Below are 15,895 nucleotides of genomic sequence, written 5' to 3'. Positions count from 1 at the left end.
TTATCAAAAACACAGGGCTATGCTAAATTGAAAGATGATGTATATGGCCTGACACCTGCCCGGTGCTGGAAGGTTAAGTGGAGATGTTAGCTTCGGCGACGCATTCAAATGAAGCCCCAGTAAACGGCGGCCGTAACTATAACGGTCCTAAGGTAGCGAAATTCCTTGTCGGGTAAGTTCCGACCTGCACGAATGGTGCAACGATCTGGACACTGTCTCAGCCATGAGCTCGGTGAAATTGTAGTATCGGTGAAGATGCCGATTACCCGCTGTGGGACGAAAAGACCCCGTGCACCTTTACTATAGCTTAGTATTGGTTTTGGATAAGTAATGTGTAGGATAGGTGGGAGACTTTGAAGCGGCGTCGCTAGGCGTTGTGGAGTCATTGTTGAAATACCACCCTTTGCTTATCTAGAGTCTAACCTTCTTTCGAAGGGACAGTGCTTGGTGGGTAGTTTGACTGGGGTGGTCGCCTCCAAAAGAGTAACGGAGGCTTCTAAAGGTTCCCTCAATACGGTTGGTAATCGTGTGTAGAGTGCAATGGCATAAGGGAGCTTGACTGAGAGACCTACAAGTCGATCAGGTACGAAAGTAGAGCATAGTGATCCGGTGGTTCCGTATGGAAGGGCCATCGCTCAAAGGATAAAAGGTACGCCGGGGATAACAGGCTGATCTCCCCCAAGAGCTCATATCGACGGGGGGGTTTGGCACCTCGATGTCGGCTCGTCACATCCTGGGGCTGGAGAAGGTCCCAAGGGTTGGGCTGTTCGCCCATTAAAGTGGCACGCGAGCTGGGTTCAGAACGTCGTGAGACAGTTCGGTCTCTATCTACAGTGGGCGTTAGAAATTTGAGTGGATCTGACTCTAGTACGAGAGGACCGAGTTGGACTAACCTCTGGTGTATCAGTTGTTCCGCCAGGAGCATTGCTGAGTAGCTACGTTGGGAAGGGATAAGCGCTGAAAGCATATAAGCGCGAAACCCACCACAAGATGAGATTTCTTTAAAGGGTCGTGGAAGATTATCACGTTGATAGGCTATAGGTGTAAAGGCAGTAATGTCATAGCCAAGTAGTACTAATAACCCATAGGCTTATTGTACGCCTGTTTTTTTAAAAGTTATACAATGCATTATATAAATTAAGTTCATGATTTTTGTTTCAATATGTTAAGATATTTATCTTTTTATATGCCGTAAAGGCTACTAGAAAGAGATCCCGTAACAAGTACGGGACTAAAGCTTAAGGTGGTTATAGCGATGGGGCTCACCTCTTACCATTCCGAACAGAGAAGTTAAGCCCATTAGCGCCGATGGTACTGCAATTGTGGGAGAGTAGGTCGTTGCCTTTTTTAATCCTCAACATTTATTTGTTGAGGATTTTTTTTGCCCTAAACTTAAATCTAAGAAGACGAAGGGGGATGTAAAACGACTCTTGCTGTTCGTCTCATCTTGTCACTCTTTTTTTATGTATCGAAAGTTATGAATAGATACTTCTTCTGGATACTTAAAATATAGCTATATATTTAATTATGGACTAAGTCTGCAAGAGGGATAGTAGCGGCATCCTTTTTATGGTGTTGAAAGACTTTAACCTGGTATGCGCTTTAGATAATATAGGTCTACCCGTTCAAAACTATTAAACAATCAACTAAATAAAAAGATATAGCGGATAGCCCGGTTTTTATGGGAATAAAAACTTGCCCTAAGAAACGTTGGTTAAACATGCGATAATGTGATATGTTTTATATAATTCTGAGGGTTTATAAACTTTATTAACAATTAGATTGGGTTTGTTGTATAAATCAACTGGTTTTATGGTGGAGTATCTTTTAAGAAGCTGTATTTTTACAGCGGAAATTTGTAATTAGCAATTTAAGTGTTTTGATGACACTTAAATATGTTTTTATTATTACTTTTGCAAAGCTCTTTAGAGAAACGAAATGTTTCATTGGCTTTGAATGAATAAAACCCTTAAAATTAGAGTTACTAAAAATTTTAACTAAAATTAAAAATGAACAAGAAAATTGATCAACAAGCCGCAGATAATATCAGAGCATTAGCTGTAGCAATGGTAGAAAAAGCAAATTCAGGTCACCCAGGTGGTCCAATGGGTGGAGGTGATTTTATGCACATTTTATACTCAGAATTCTTTAATTACGATCCGTCTGATATGACATGGGCGTTTAGAGATCGCTTTTTTATGGATGCTGGTCACTTATCAACGTTAATGTATGCACAGTATTACCTTTTAGGAAACTATGCTAAAGACGATGTTGCTAATTTTAGACAATGGGGTTCTATTACACCAGGTCACCCAGAAGTGGATGTGAAAAGAGGTATTGAAAACACGTCTGGACCACTAGGTCAGGGCCATACTATGGGTGTGGGCGCTGCAATTGCGGCTAAGTTTTTAAAAGCTCGTTTTGGAGATTGGATGAATCATAAAATATATGGTTTTATTTCTGATGGTGGTGTACAAGAAGAAATTTCTCAAGGTGCAGGGCGTATTGCAGGACATTTAGGGTTGAATAACTTTATTATGTTTTACGACTCTAATGATATTCAATTATCTACTCCTACTGATGAAGTAACTACGGAAGATACCGCCATGAAATATGAAGCATGGGGATGGAAAGTAGTGACTATCGATGGACATGACCACGATGAAATTAGAAAAGCATTAACTGATGCTAATAATGAAACTGAAAAACCAACCTTAATTATAGGTAAAACTATTATGGGTAAAGGTTGTGTTTCAGCAGACGGTAGTATGTTCGAGGGGCACTGTGAATTACACGGTCAACCTATTGGAGCAACTGGAGCTGATTATACAAAAACCTTATTAAATTTAGGTGCAAACCCAGAAAGTCCGTTTGATATTTTTGACGACGTTCAGGAGTTTTATACAAATCTTATAGCTGAAAAAACAGCACAAGCTGCTGAGAAAAAAGCAGAAATTTCAACTTGGAGAGCTGCAAACGAAGCTTTAGCAACAAAATTAGATTTCTTCCTTTCTGGTGAATTACCAGAATTAGATTTCGAGTCAGTAGTACATAAAGCAGGTTTAGCAACAAGAGCAGCATCTTCTGGTATTTTAGGTTACTTAGCCGAAAATGTGGAAAACATGATTGTATCTTCTGCCGATTTATCAAACTCTGATAAAACGGATGGTTTCTTAAAGAAAACGCACGCCCTTCAAAAAGGTGATTTTACAGGATCGTTTTTACAAGCTGGTGTTGCCGAATTAACTATGGCATGTATTGCTAACGGTATTGCGCTTCACGGCGGAATTATTCCGGTTGTAGCAACATTCTTTGTGTTTTCAGATTATATGAAACCAGCCATTCGTTTAAGTGGTATCCAAGAATTAGGTGTAAAATATGTTTGGACTCATGATGCTTTTAGAGTAGGTGAAGATGGACCAACACACCAACCAATTGAGCAAGAAGCTCAAATTCGTTTATTAGAAAAATTAAAGAACCATAGCGGAAACCCAAGTTTCTTAGCGTTACGTCCTGCAGATTCTGCAGAAACTAGCGTAGCTTGGAAAATGGCTTTAGAAAATAAAAACACACCAACAGGTTTAATTCTTTCGCGTCAGGGTATTAAGGATTTAGAGCCTCAAGGCGATTCTAGATATAAAGAAGCTTTAGCTGCCGAAAAAGGTGGATATTTAGTTAAGGAGGTAGAAAACCCAGATGTGGTTTTAATCGCTAATGGATCGGAGGTAGCTACGTTGTTTGCTGCCGCTGAAATATTAGAATCGAAGAATGGCCTTAAAGTGAATATTGCTTCAGTAATTTCAGAAGGTGTTTTCAGATTACAATCTAAAGAATATCAAAACTCTGTAATTCCTAAAAACAAACCATTATTTGGTTTAACAGCAGGTTTACCAGTGAACTTAGAAGGGTTGGTTGGAGATAGCGGGAAAGTGTTTGGTTTAGAGCATTTTGGTTATTCTGCACCAGCAAAAGTATTAGATGAGAAATTTGGTTTTACTGGCGAAAAAGTAAGCAACCAAGTTTTAGAATATTTAAAAACAGTATAAAAAAGTTAAATTATGAAGTTTTTTATTGACACAGCAAACCTTAACGATATCGCAGAAGCACAAGCTTTAGGCGTTTTAGATGGCGTAACAACAAACCCATCGTTAATGGCAAAAGAGGGTATATCTGGTGCTGAAAACATTTTAGCACACTACCAAAAGATATGTGATTTAGTGGAAGGTGATGTTTCTGCCGAAGTTATTTCTACCGATTTTGAAGGTATGGTGAAAGAAGGTGAAGCATTAGCTGCTTTACATCCTCAAATTGTAGTTAAATTACCTATGATTGCCGACGGTGTAAAAGCTTGTAAATATTTTTCTGATAAAGGTATTAGAACAAACGTAACTTTAGTGTTTTCAGCTGGGCAGGCCTTATTGGCAGCAAAAGCAGGAGCGACTTATGTATCGCCGTTTTTAGGTCGTTTAGACGATATTTCAACGGATGGTTTAAACCTAATCCATGAAATTAGAACGATATATGATAACTACGGCTTTCAAACACAAATTTTAGCTGCATCTATTAGAAACACCATGCATGTAATTAACTGTGCAAAATTAGGTTCTGATGTGATGACAGGTCCATTATCTTCAATTACAGGTTTATTAAAGCACCCTTTAACGGATAGTGGTTTAGCTAAGTTTTTAGAAGATTACAATAAAAGTAATCAATAAGATTGCTTAATCTATTTGTTGAATCTATTTTGTTAACTGCATGAGTGATATTAACGATACAGAGAACAATAATCAACAAATAAAATTAGCGGTAGATTGTATTATTTTCGGATTTAATGATAACAAATTAGAGTTGTTATTAATTAAAAGGAAAGATAATCCCGAAAAGGGAAGATGGTCTCTAATTGGCGGTATCGTTAGCTTCAATGAAGATTTAGACGAAGCCGCCAATCGGATTCTATTTGATTTGTCTGGTTTAGAAAATATTTACATGGAACAAGTAAAAACCTTTGGTAAGGTGAATCGTTGTTCTTTTGATCGTATTGTATCGACTACCTATAGTGCTATGATTTTAAAATCGCGATATAGCGAGGATAAAATCAATAGATATAATGCACAATGGTTTCCTGTAACCGAAATTCCTGAACTTATTTTCGATCATAATGATATGGTTGATATTGCTATTAAACGGTTGAGGCGTCGTGTACGTAACTTTCCTATAGCTTTTAATTTATTACCTTCAAAATTTACATTGCCACAACTTCAAGCGCTTTATGAAGGTATTTTGAATGAAACTTTAGATAAAAGAAACTTCCGAAGAAAGGTTTCCCAAATGAATTACTTGGTTAGACTCGAAGAAAAAGATATGTCTGAATCTAAAAGAGGTGCTTTTTTGTATCGGTTTGATGCTGGTTTATTTGAGAAGGAGAAAAACTTTAGTTTATAATTTATTTCTTTTTTTTTATTAGGACTTTTTATTTCATAAAAAAAGAGAAAACATAAACTGGATGTCCTGAATTCCCTTTTTCCCAAGTTGATTAATAGCTTCTTTATGTTTCTCTATGAAACGGTATCGTTTTTAGTACTTTATTTTTAAGCGTGATGTTTAATTGATAATCTCCAGCCTGTAAATGATCGATACTTAAATATATCGATTGGTTTTTTTGTCTGTCTGTCTCGGAGTTCTGCGCTTCGCTCATAATACATTTGTGTTTTAAAAGTTGAACTTGTATAAAGTAAAACCAAGGGCTTTTGTTAAAGTAAAATTAATTTTTACACAGGTAAATGACTATCTAGTATGTAACAAATGATATAAAATATGTAACATAATGGACTGATGATAACTTAATTTATTATGCTTTTCTAATAAATTAATTAGCACGTAATACTTCTGCTAAAACAGATTAATAGTTCCTCGTTATCTAAAAATAAGACATAAAAAAACCACCTATAAAAGGTGGTTTTAAAAGAGTTTATAGTACTAAATATATTAGTGCTTAAGCTTGTCTGCTTCGTTTTTTACAGCTTCTTTAGCTTTGTTTAATTTTTCGCCAGCAGCATCAACTGTTTTGTTAACGGCATCTCCGGTTGCTTTAGCAGCACCTTCAACAGCTTCACCAGTTGCGTTTGCAGCCTTTTCAGCAGCATCAACAGTACTGTCTACTGCATTTCCTGCGGCGTCAACAGCGCCATCGACAGCGTTTCCAGTTGCTTTAGCAGCATCTTCAAGAGCTTCTCCTGTAGCTTCAGTTGCATTTTTAACAGCATCTCCAGTTGCTTCAGCAGCACCTTCAAGAGTTTCACCTGTTGTTTTAGCAGCGTTTTCAACGGCATCACCAATTGAATCTGCTTTTTTCTCATCTCTACATGATGTAAAAGACATACCTAATGCTACTAATAAAGCTGTACTTAGTAATAATTTTTTCATTGTTTTTGTTTTAGTGTTTGATTTCAACTAGCAAATTTAGTTTGTTTTAACATTTCTTTCACATTATTTGCTTCGTTTCTGCAAGTTTTATATTAAATATAGCTTATATACGCAGGTGGTCGAGTATTTGGATCACAGCACCTTTATTATTTTTAATAAATTGATCGTTTTTTGAGCCTGACGACTTTCTAAGTGTTGAATTTTCAATAAGTTGTGTAAGAATTTTATTAAAATCACTCTGGTTTTCAACAGCAAACATCCCTTTTAAATCTATCATTTGTTGCGCCTCCGGAAATGCTTTATGATTTCCACCTATAATTATAGGTACGCCAAAAACGGCAGGCTCCAAAGTATTGTGTAATCCTGTATGTCCTAAAGCGCCGCCAACATAGGCTATATCAGCATAATTATATATTTTTGAAAGAATACCTATAGCATTTATTATAAAAACTTGGGCAGTTTTAAGCGTGTCTTCTGTTTTTTCTGAATACAGCACGGATTCTACATTCAAATTTTTCTGAAATTGCTTGATCTGGTTGTCCTTGATATTATGTGGAGCAACTATAAATTTTACCTGTTTTAAAGGATGCGTATTTATATAGTTTGTTATTAATTTTTCGCCTTCAGGCCAAGTGCTTCCAGCAACAATACACAGGTTTTCGCCTTTAAACGTTTCAATAAAATCGAGTTTGTTGTCTTGTTCTAACTGGCTAATAACCCGGTCGAAGCGGGTATCTCCAGAAACGGAGACCTTATTATAGTTTATACTTTCTAATAAGGTTTTAGAAATTTCGTTTTGTGTAAATATATGTTCAAAAGCAAATAATGCTTCTCTTAATTGTTTTCCGTAGAATTTAAAATACGATTGATTTTTCCGGAATGCTGCCGAAATTAAAATGGCACGTAACTGGCGTCGTTTTAATTCGTTTAAAACATTAGGCCAAATATCATATTTTACAAAAATGGTAAGTTCCGGGTGTACAATATCTAAAAATGTTTTGGCATTGTTTTGAGTATCTATTGGAATGTAAACAACGACATCGACAATTGGGGAATTCTTTCTGATGTCGTATCCCGAAGGTGAAAAAAAAGAAAGTACAATTTTATGTGTTTTATAATGTTCGCGTAATTTTTTAAAGACGGGTAAACCTTGTTCATATTCACCCAATGAAGCGCAATGAAACCAAAGCGTTTTATCTTCATTTTTAATATGTTTTTTTAAAATACTAAACGTGTTTTTGCGTCCCATAACTCCGCTTTTAATCTTATCGTTAAAAGGAGCGATGGTTTTTAGTACGGTGTCGGTTAGGTGTATGCCTAGATTGTATATAAAACTCAACTTTTTTTCTTTGTTGCTAAAATACGCTGTTTAAAATAAATTCATTGGTTAGCGTTAATGATTTTTGTAAATTCGTTGCAGATTAAATAAACTAAAGGAGTTCATTAAAATAAGTCTTTCAACCAAAAAAAAGGCTTTAATTTATTTTAGATGAAGAAAATTCAAATGGTTGACCTCAAAGGTCAGTACAACACTATAAAAGATGACGTAAATACTTCTATACAGGAAGTTCTTGAAACTACGGCATTTGTAAACGGACCAAAAGTCCACGAATTTCAAAAAAACTTAGAGCAGTATTTAGGTGTAAAACACGTTATTCCGTGTGCCAATGGTACCGATGCTTTGCAAATTGCTATGATGGGCTTAGGGTTAAAACCAGGTGACGAGGTAATTACAGCCGATTTTACGTTTGCAGCCACGGTGGAAGTTATTGCTTTACTGCAACTAACGCCCGTTTTGGTCGATGTTAATAATGATGATTTCAATATAAACATAGAAGCCATAAAAAACGCGATTACACCAAAAACTAAGGCAATTGTTCCTGTACATTTATTCGGTCAATGTGCCGATATGGAAGCTATTATGGAACTTGCAGAAGCTCATAATTTGTTTGTTATTGAAGATAATGCCCAAGCTATTGGTGCCAATTATAAGTATAAAAACGGTAAAAAAGTAAAAGCAGGAACCATTGGAAACGTTGGAGCTACTTCATTTTTTCCATCTAAAAACTTAGGTTGTTATGGAGATGGTGGGGCTATTTTTACTAATGATGATGCTTTAGCACATACTATTAGGGGTATTGTAAACCACGGTATGTACGAGCGTTATCATCATGATGTAGTAGGGGTGAATTCTCGTTTAGACAGTATTCAAGCAGCTGTTTTAAATGCGAAATTACCGCTTTTAGATCTTTACAATGCGAGCAGAATTGCTGCAGCAAAGCAATATGACGAAGCGTTTAAAGCTATAGATAATGTGGTAACACCTTTTAGAAACGGTGATGATGATAGTCATGTGTTTCACCAATATACTTTAAGAATTCATGGTGCCGATCGTGATGCTTTGGCAAAACATTTAAACGAAAAAGAGATTCCTTGTGGTGTGTATTACCCAATTCCGTTACATAAGCAAAAAGCCTATGTGGACGAGCGTTATAATGAAGCCGATTTTACGGTTACCAATCAGTTGGTTAAGGATGTTATTTCATTGCCAATGCATACTGAATTAGAAGCAGATCAAATAGAATACATAACATCAACAATTATAAATTTTATAAATGGATAAGATATTAGTTACTGGCGGACTCGGGTTTATTGGTTCGCACACGGTTGTAGAATTACAAAACGAAGGCTACGAGGTTGTTATTATTGATGATTTATCAAATTCTTCGGAAAAAGTTTTAGATGGTATCACTGCGATTACTGGTAAAACACCCATTTTTGAAAAATTAGATTTAAAAGAAAAATCTAAAGTTGAAGCCTTTTTTGCAAAACATAGCGATGTAAAAGGTGTGATTCATTTTGCAGCGAGTAAAGCCGTTGGTGAAAGTGTGAAAGAGCCTTTACTATACTATGAAAACAATATTAGTACCTTGGTATATATTCTTAAGGAATTAAGAAAATTACCATCGGCAGGGTTTATTTTTAGCTCATCTTGTACCGTTTACGGACAAGCGGATGAGTTACCAATTACCGAAAATGCACCTGTAAAACAAGCAGAATCACCTTACGGAAACACCAAACAAATTGGTGAGGAAATTATTCAAGATACGTGTAAAGTAACACCAAGCTTAAAAGCGATTGCTTTACGTTATTTCAATCCGGTTGGAGCGCATGAATCTGTTGAAATTGGAGAATTACCAATTGGCGTACCACAAAATCTAGTGCCTTTTATTACACAAACCGCTATGGGATTGCGTAAAGAATTATCTGTTTTTGGTGAAGATTATCCAACGCCAGATGGGACTTGTATCCGTGATTATATTCATGTAGTCGATTTAGCAAAAGCACACGTTATTGCTTTAAAGCGTTTATTAGGAAATAAAAATAAAGCGAATTACGAAACGTTTAACTTAGGTACCGGAAAAGGAAGTTCTGTTTTAGAGGTTGTAAAATCTTTCGAAAAAGTATCAGGTGAAAAACTGAATTATAAAATTGTAGGTCGAAGAGAAGGCGATATTATTTCTGCTTACGCCGATACTAATAAAGCGAATGATGAATTAGGTTGGAAAACTGAATTGTCATTAGACGACGCCATGAGCTCAGCTTGGAAATGGGAACAAAAAGTACGTAGCAAATAATATTAACCATATTAGTACGTATTTCTAATACATAAAAAAGCCGTTTGAAAATTATTTCAAACGGCTTTTTCTATTTTATAAAAATAAATTAAACTTCTGTTTTCTTTTTCTTAAAACTCATGAAAACAAGGATAATCATACCGGTAGTTACCGATAAATCGGCCATGTTGAAAATACCTGTTCTAAAAACACCTCCTAAATCTATAAAGAAAAAATCGGTTACCGATCCATAAACTATTCTGTCGTAAACATTGGCAATACCACCACCAATAATACTAGCAAAAGCAAAAAGAGACCAATTGTCTAAACTTTTATCTTTTAAAATATGGCGTAGCACAAATGCTAAAACAATGATAGGAAGGGCAAGTAGTAAAATAATTCTAAGCGTTGGGTTTAAATCACTTCCCATACCTAAAAAAGCACCAGTGTTTTCAACATTCATTAAAATGAAAGCATCTCCAATTACTGAAATACGTTCACCAGGGTTAATATTAGTTCTGCCAACAATATTATTTCTAACTACTATTTTAGAAATTTGATCTACAGCAATGGTTAAAAGAATAACGGCATAAATATAGATCGAGCGTTTTGATAATTTCATTTAGTTATTGGTTTCTAAAGTTGCAGAAGCTGTTTCCGAAGCTCTATTTATTTTCTTTACCAAACCTTGTAATACTTTTCCAGGGCCAACTTCAGTAAATAAAGTAGCACCGTCATTTATCATTTGTTGCACCGATTGTGTCCAACGCACAGGAGCTGTAAGTTGTGAGATTAAGTTTGCTTTTATTTCCGATTCATCCGTAGTAGCGCTTGCTGTTACGTTTTGATAAATTGGGCAATTTGGTTTGCTAAATGTTGTGTTTTCAATAGCCGCGGCTAACTCTTCTCGAGCAGGTTCCATCATTGGTGAGTGAAAAGCACCTCCAACAGGTAATACTAAAGCACGTCGCGCTCCAGCTTCTTTTAAAGCCTCGCATGCTTTGTTTATAGCGTCAATCTCTCCCGAAATCACTAATTGACCTGGGCAGTTATAGTTTGCAGCAACCACAACACCGTCGATGCTTTCGCATACTTTTTCTACAACAGCATCTTCTAAACCTAATACGGCTGCCATGGTGCTTGGTTGTATTTCGCAAGCTTTTTGCATAGCAATAGCACGTTGCGAAACCAGTTTCAATCCGTCTTCAAAAGTTAATGCTCCTGCAGCTACTAATGCCGAAAATTCACCTAATGAATGTCCCGCTACCATATCTGGTTTAAAACTATCTCCTAAAGTTTTGGCTAAAATTACCGAATGTAAAAATATAGCGGGTTGAGTTACTTTAGTTTCTTTTAAGGCTTCCGGAGTGCCTTCAAACATAATGTCTGTAATGTGAAAGCCTAAAATAGTGTTAGCTTTTTCAAATAAACTTTGTGCTAAAGGTGAGTTTTCATAAAGGTCTAAACCCATTCCTGAAAATTGTGCGCCTTGACCTGGGAAAATATATGCATTCATATTTGGTTGTTTTAAAGTGTTGCAAAAATAGTAATTATTGGCTATTATCAATGGTTTTAATAATTTTAGCGGAGTTTACAATAAAATTAATTCTATTTTGGTAAACTATAAATTTCCAGTAGCAGCTTCAGCACAACGTTCGCCATCCATGGCGGCCGAAACAATGCCACCAGCATAACCTCCGCCTTCTCCACAAGGAAATAAATTTGATATTTGTGGATGAGCTAAATTTTCTTTCCGAGGAATAGAAACAGGGGATGATGTTCTTGATTCTACACCAACAATATTGGCTTCAGAGGTGTAATAACCATTCATTTTTTGTCCGAAGGCCTGAAAACCTTTTCGTAATCGGTTACCTATTAATTTAGGTAAAAGTGAATGTAATGGTGCTGAGTTTAAACCGGGCTGATAAGATGTGTCGTTTAAATCTGTCGATAAATAACCTTCAACAAAATCGGTTAAACGTTGGGCGGGTGCTACTTGACTTCTTCCACCAGCAGTAAAAGCTAAGCGTTCTAAATTTTTCTGATATTCTAAACCTTTTAAAGCTCCAAATTTCTCATATTTAGGTAAATCTTTATGGACATCAATTTCGACTACAATGCCCGAATTGGCATATAAATTATTCCGTTTGGAAGGCGACATGCCATTTACAACCACTTCACCATTTGCGGTCGCAGCCGGAACAATAAATCCGCCAGGACACATGCAAAACGAATATACACCGCGGTCGTTAACTTGTTGTACCAAGCCGTAAGATGCTGCGGGTAATAATTCGTGACGCTCGCCAGAACAATGATATTGAATAGAATCGATAATATGTTGAGGATGTTCTACACGAACTCCCATAGCAAAGGACTTTGCCTCTAAAGCAATTTGTTTTTTATGCAGTAAATAAAAGATATCACGAGCGGAATGTCCAGTAGCTAAAATGACCTTTTCAACAGGTAATTCTTTATCGTTTTGAAGCTGTATGGCTTGTATACTGTTGTTTTTTATAACGAAATCAGTAACGCGAGTTTCAAAATGAACTTCGCCTCCAAAATTTATAATGGTTTCTCGAATGTTCTGTACCACTTTTGGCAATTTATTGGTGCCAATATGCGGGTGTGCATCTACCAGAATTTGATCGGTAGCACCATGAAAAACAAGGTTCTCAAAAATACGGCGTACATCGCCACGTTTTAAACTTCGGGTGTATAATTTTCCATCGCTATAAGTTCCGGCACCGCCTTCTCCAAAGCAATAGTTAGAATCTTCGTTTACAAAGTGATCTTGATTTATGGCTTTTAAATCCCTTCTTCTATCTTTTACATTTTTTCCACGCTCCAGAACAATGGGTTTGAAACCCAGTTCAATGCAACGCAAAGCAGCATACATTCCGGCAGGACCAAAACCTATAATGTGCACGGGTTTTGCTGCTGAAACATCTTTATAATCAAATTTATAATCCGATGTTTTTGGCAAGGCTTCACGAATGTAAACAGCCACTTTATAATTTAGGATTATTTTTGGTTTTCGAGCATCTATAGATTTTCGTAATACTTTAACACCCGTAATATCTTGGCGGTCTATGTCGAGTACACGTGCCGATTTTAAAATGAGAATATCGCTGCGTTCTTCTTCCTTTAATGTAATACGAAGTTGTATTTCTTTTACCATAGATAGAGGTGTTAAACCTGAAGTTTAATAACGGAATTTGCTATAAAAGTTAAGTTAGAAACGCGTTTTGTACGTTTCTAATGTTTTCTGTTGAAATAAATTGGATTACGTTTTACTACTTACGTTCATAAGTTAAAAACGAAAACTCATAGTCGTGCTTATCATCTTTAGTATGAAAAGTGTTTGCCGTTTCTTTCCAAACGGATAAATCTAATTTTGGAAAAAAAGTATCGGCTTCAAAATCTTCATGCACCCGAGTTAACTCAATTTTGTTTGCAAAAGCTAAAGCTTGCTTGTAAATTTCGCCACCACCAATAATATAAGGCTGTGCATCACTTTTGGATGCTTCAATCGCGTCGGTTAAACTATTTACAATAACAACACCTTCGGGAGCAACATAATCGGGTTGCCTAGTAATAACCACATGCGTACGGTTTGGTAAAGGTTTAGGGAAACTTTCGAAGGTTTTTCTCCCCATGATAATATGGTGGTTATTGGTTAGGCTTTTAAAGCGTTTTAAATCGTCACTTAAATGCCATATCAATTTATTACCTTTTCCAATGGCGTCGTTTTCTGCCGCCGCTACAATTATGGTGAGCTCTTGCTTATTAGAATTCAAGATTTCTTTTTGGGTTTGTTGGGTATTAAACACATCACTTTTGGCAACATGCTTTTCTTCTTTAATCATATTTGTTTTTAGAGCGTCAATACGCACCTGTTGTTTGGCTACTAATTTTTCTAATTGTTGTTTTTCCCAAACTTTACCCATGAATTTATGCGTTATAAAAACATTGAACACATGGTAAACAAATAAGAACGACCAAAATAAAATGGCGTATAAAAACCATTCTTTTCCAAAAAAGGTAATGTCCTTTCCAATACCTAAAACGGTGTTGGCGAGTATTAAAAATACGGCACCAAGCAAAAAAATAACAAAATGAATATAGAGTCCTTTTTTTTGTCTAATGCGTCTTTGAGCGTTTTCTATAAGCTCTAATTGGTCTTTGTCTATTTGCGGTGTGGCTTTCTTTTTTCCGAACATACTGATATTAATAATAGATGTAAAGTTAAAACTTTTTAATGATATCCCGAATTTAAATCGTGATGATCCTTTTTACGGATTTATGCTTAATATTTAATGTTAAACTATTTGAAAATCAAGTAAAAAGCAGTTTTTCGGGATGATAATTACATAAATTTTCAGCTAATTTAATAACTTACTTCTAATTTATTAAAGCGCTTATTACCAAAATGATAATTTTTTGATGTAAAACGGCGTAAATGAGGTTCGTATAAGAAACTTTTATAAATTTGTAGTATAAACAACTATTTTTATTATGGCTATTAAAAAACAATATTTAAAGAGCAAACCAGTTTGTAAAGTAACTTTTTCTATCGAAGCTGAAGACGCTAAGAAAGTTTCACTTGTTGGAAGTTTTAACGAATGGAATGAAAAAGCAACACCGCTTAAAAAATTAAAAAACGGAACGTTTAAAGGTACTGTTGATTTAGATGCTGAGAATTCTTACGAATTTAAGTATATTATTGATGGCGCTTACGTGAATGACGTAGAGGCTGATTCTTTTGTTTGGAGCGATTTTGCTTCTGCAGAGAACAGTGTAGTTACTGTTTAATTACATATAACAATATTTAATAAAAAGGGCTTTCTATATAGAAAGCCCTTTTTTTATGTGTTTTATTTAGGTTATATTAAATAGCAACTTTGCCTTTAATATGGGGGTGCGGGTCGTAATCTGATAACGTAAAATCGTCAAAATCAAAATCGAAAATATCTGTGATTTCAGGGTTTAATGTCATTTTAGGTAACGGACGAATCTCTCTGGAAAGTTGTAATTCTAACTGTTCGTAATGGTTGCTATAAATATGAGCGTCGCCAAAGGTGTGTATAAAATCTCCAGCTTCATAACCACAAACTTGAGCCATCATCATGGTGAATAGGGCATAAGAAGCAATGTTGAAAGGCACGCCTAAAAAGGTGTCAGCACTACGTTGATATAATTGACAAGATAACTTCCCATCGGCAACGTAAAACTGAAAAAAAGCATGGCAGGGCGGAAGTGCTGCTTTTCCGTTGGCTACGTTTTCGCTAAAGGATTTTGATGTATCAGGTAAAACGGAAGGATTCCATGCGGAAACCAACATTCTGCGACTGTTTGGATTGGATTTTAGAGTTTGGATAACTTCTTTAATCTGATCGATTTCATCACTATTCCAGTTGCGCCATTGGTGACCGTAAACCGGGCCCAGATCACCATTTTCATCAGCCCATTCATTCCAAATACGAACACCATTTTCTGTTAAATATTTGGTATTGGTATCGCCTTTTAAAAACCAAAGCAGTTCATAAACAATAGATTTTAAGTGTAGTTTTTTTGTAGTTACCATCGGGAAACCTTCACTTAAATCGAATCGCATTTGATAGCCAAAAACACTTTTGGTGCCGGTGCCTGTGCGGTCTCCTTTTTCGTTACCAGTTTCTAATATATGTTTTACTAAGTCGTGATATTGTTTCATAATTTTCAGTCCTGTAGAAGCAGGAATCTCTTCATTAGTGATTGTTTATTCGAATAAAATAACTATAAATAGTTGTAACAAAATTACTAAAAACAATCGTTTATTTAGTATAAACCATATTGGATTTATTTTATGCATTAAA

General features: G+C 35.8%; 14 protein-coding genes and 2 rRNA genes. 8 read left to right on the top strand and 8 right to left on the bottom strand.

What is annotated here, in order from left to right:
- The 5 genes from QWY92_RS12090 to QWY92_RS12070 form a co-directional block, all read left to right on the top strand.
- Positions 1-1,098 (top strand): 23S ribosomal RNA (locus tag QWY92_RS12090); the annotation flags it as partial.
- Positions 1,099-1,239: 141 nt separating this feature from the next.
- Positions 1,240-1,347, top strand: a 5S ribosomal RNA gene (gene rrf / locus QWY92_RS12085).
- 662 nt (positions 1,348-2,009) lie between these two features.
- Positions 2,010-4,046 (top strand): transketolase family protein, encoded by a 2,037-nt coding sequence (locus QWY92_RS12080; RefSeq protein ID WP_290271573.1) that lies wholly within the window; start codon positions 2,010-2,012, stop codon positions 4,044-4,046.
- 12 nt (positions 4,047-4,058) lie between these two features.
- Positions 4,059-4,715 (top strand): fructose-6-phosphate aldolase, encoded by a 657-nt coding sequence (fsa, locus tag QWY92_RS12075; protein ID WP_290271572.1) that lies wholly within the window; start codon positions 4,059-4,061, stop codon positions 4,713-4,715.
- A gap of 40 nt (positions 4,716-4,755) precedes the next feature.
- Positions 4,756-5,442: an NUDIX hydrolase gene (locus QWY92_RS12070; RefSeq protein ID WP_290271570.1), complete on the top strand. Its 687-nt coding sequence runs from the start codon at positions 4,756-4,758 to the stop codon at positions 5,440-5,442.
- A gap of 103 nt (positions 5,443-5,545) precedes the next feature.
- Here the strand turns inward: QWY92_RS12070 and QWY92_RS12065 are convergent, their stop codons facing one another.
- The 3 genes from QWY92_RS12065 to QWY92_RS12055 all read right to left on the bottom strand — a co-directional run bounded on the left by QWY92_RS12065 (position 5,546) and on the right by QWY92_RS12055 (position 7,762).
- Positions 5,546-5,695, bottom strand: coding sequence for a hypothetical protein (locus QWY92_RS12065; RefSeq protein ID WP_290271569.1), 150 nt, complete (start codon positions 5,693-5,695; stop codon positions 5,546-5,548).
- 290 nt (positions 5,696-5,985) lie between these two features.
- Positions 5,986-6,423 (bottom strand): hypothetical protein, encoded by a 438-nt coding sequence (locus QWY92_RS12060; RefSeq protein ID WP_290271567.1) that lies wholly within the window; start codon positions 6,421-6,423, stop codon positions 5,986-5,988.
- Between the two features lie 103 nt (positions 6,424-6,526).
- Positions 6,527-7,762: a 3-deoxy-D-manno-octulosonic acid transferase gene (locus QWY92_RS12055; protein ID WP_290271565.1), complete on the bottom strand. Its 1,236-nt coding sequence runs from the start codon at positions 7,760-7,762 to the stop codon at positions 6,527-6,529.
- A gap of 150 nt (positions 7,763-7,912) precedes the next feature.
- Between QWY92_RS12055 and QWY92_RS12050 the strand changes: the two genes are divergently transcribed.
- Entirely contained in the window at positions 7,913-9,046 is a 1,134-nt protein-coding gene (locus QWY92_RS12050; RefSeq protein ID WP_290271563.1) for a DegT/DnrJ/EryC1/StrS family aminotransferase, read from the top strand.
- Positions 9,039-10,061, top strand: coding sequence for a UDP-glucose 4-epimerase GalE (galE, locus tag QWY92_RS12045; protein WP_290271561.1), 1,023 nt, complete (start codon positions 9,039-9,041; stop codon positions 10,059-10,061). Before QWY92_RS12050 ends, galE begins: the two co-directional genes overlap by 8 nt.
- An 88-nt stretch (positions 10,062-10,149) precedes the next feature.
- Here galE and lspA read toward each other — a convergent pair whose 3' ends face one another.
- From lspA to QWY92_RS12025, 4 genes are all read right to left on the bottom strand, one after another.
- Positions 10,150-10,662 (bottom strand): signal peptidase II, encoded by a 513-nt coding sequence (gene lspA, locus QWY92_RS12040; RefSeq protein ID WP_290271558.1) that lies wholly within the window; start codon positions 10,660-10,662, stop codon positions 10,150-10,152.
- A complete protein-coding gene (gene fabD, locus QWY92_RS12035; protein ID WP_290271555.1) occupies positions 10,663-11,556 on the bottom strand; it encodes an ACP S-malonyltransferase in 894 nt (297 codons plus the stop codon).
- A 105-nt stretch (positions 11,557-11,661) separates the two neighbouring features.
- A complete protein-coding gene (locus tag QWY92_RS12030) occupies positions 11,662-13,218 on the bottom strand; it encodes an NAD(P)/FAD-dependent oxidoreductase (RefSeq protein WP_290271553.1) in 1,557 nt (518 codons plus the stop codon).
- Positions 13,219-13,333: 115 nt separating this feature from the next.
- Positions 13,334-14,260, bottom strand: a complete 927-nt coding sequence (locus tag QWY92_RS12025; RefSeq protein ID WP_290271551.1) for a dihydrofolate reductase — start codon at positions 14,258-14,260, stop codon at positions 13,334-13,336.
- 295 nt (positions 14,261-14,555) lie between these two features.
- Between QWY92_RS12025 and QWY92_RS12020 the strand changes: the two genes are divergently transcribed.
- The gene (locus QWY92_RS12020; RefSeq protein ID WP_290271548.1) at positions 14,556-14,852 is read left to right on the top strand and encodes an isoamylase early set domain-containing protein; all 297 of its coding nucleotides are present in this window, start codon (positions 14,556-14,558) and stop codon (positions 14,850-14,852) included.
- Positions 14,853-14,928: 76 nt separating this feature from the next.
- On the opposite strand, the gene QWY92_RS12015 is transcribed toward QWY92_RS12020, so the two are convergent.
- Positions 14,929-15,753, bottom strand: coding sequence for a thymidylate synthase (locus tag QWY92_RS12015; protein ID WP_290271546.1), 825 nt, complete (start codon positions 15,751-15,753; stop codon positions 14,929-14,931).
- Between the last annotated feature and the right edge of the window lie 142 nt (positions 15,754-15,895).

Source organism: Algibacter miyuki (assembly GCF_030409805.1).
Lineage (GTDB): Bacteria > Bacteroidota > Bacteroidia > Flavobacteriales > Flavobacteriaceae > Algibacter > Algibacter miyuki.
This window is presented reverse-complemented; position numbering and strand designations above follow the sequence as displayed.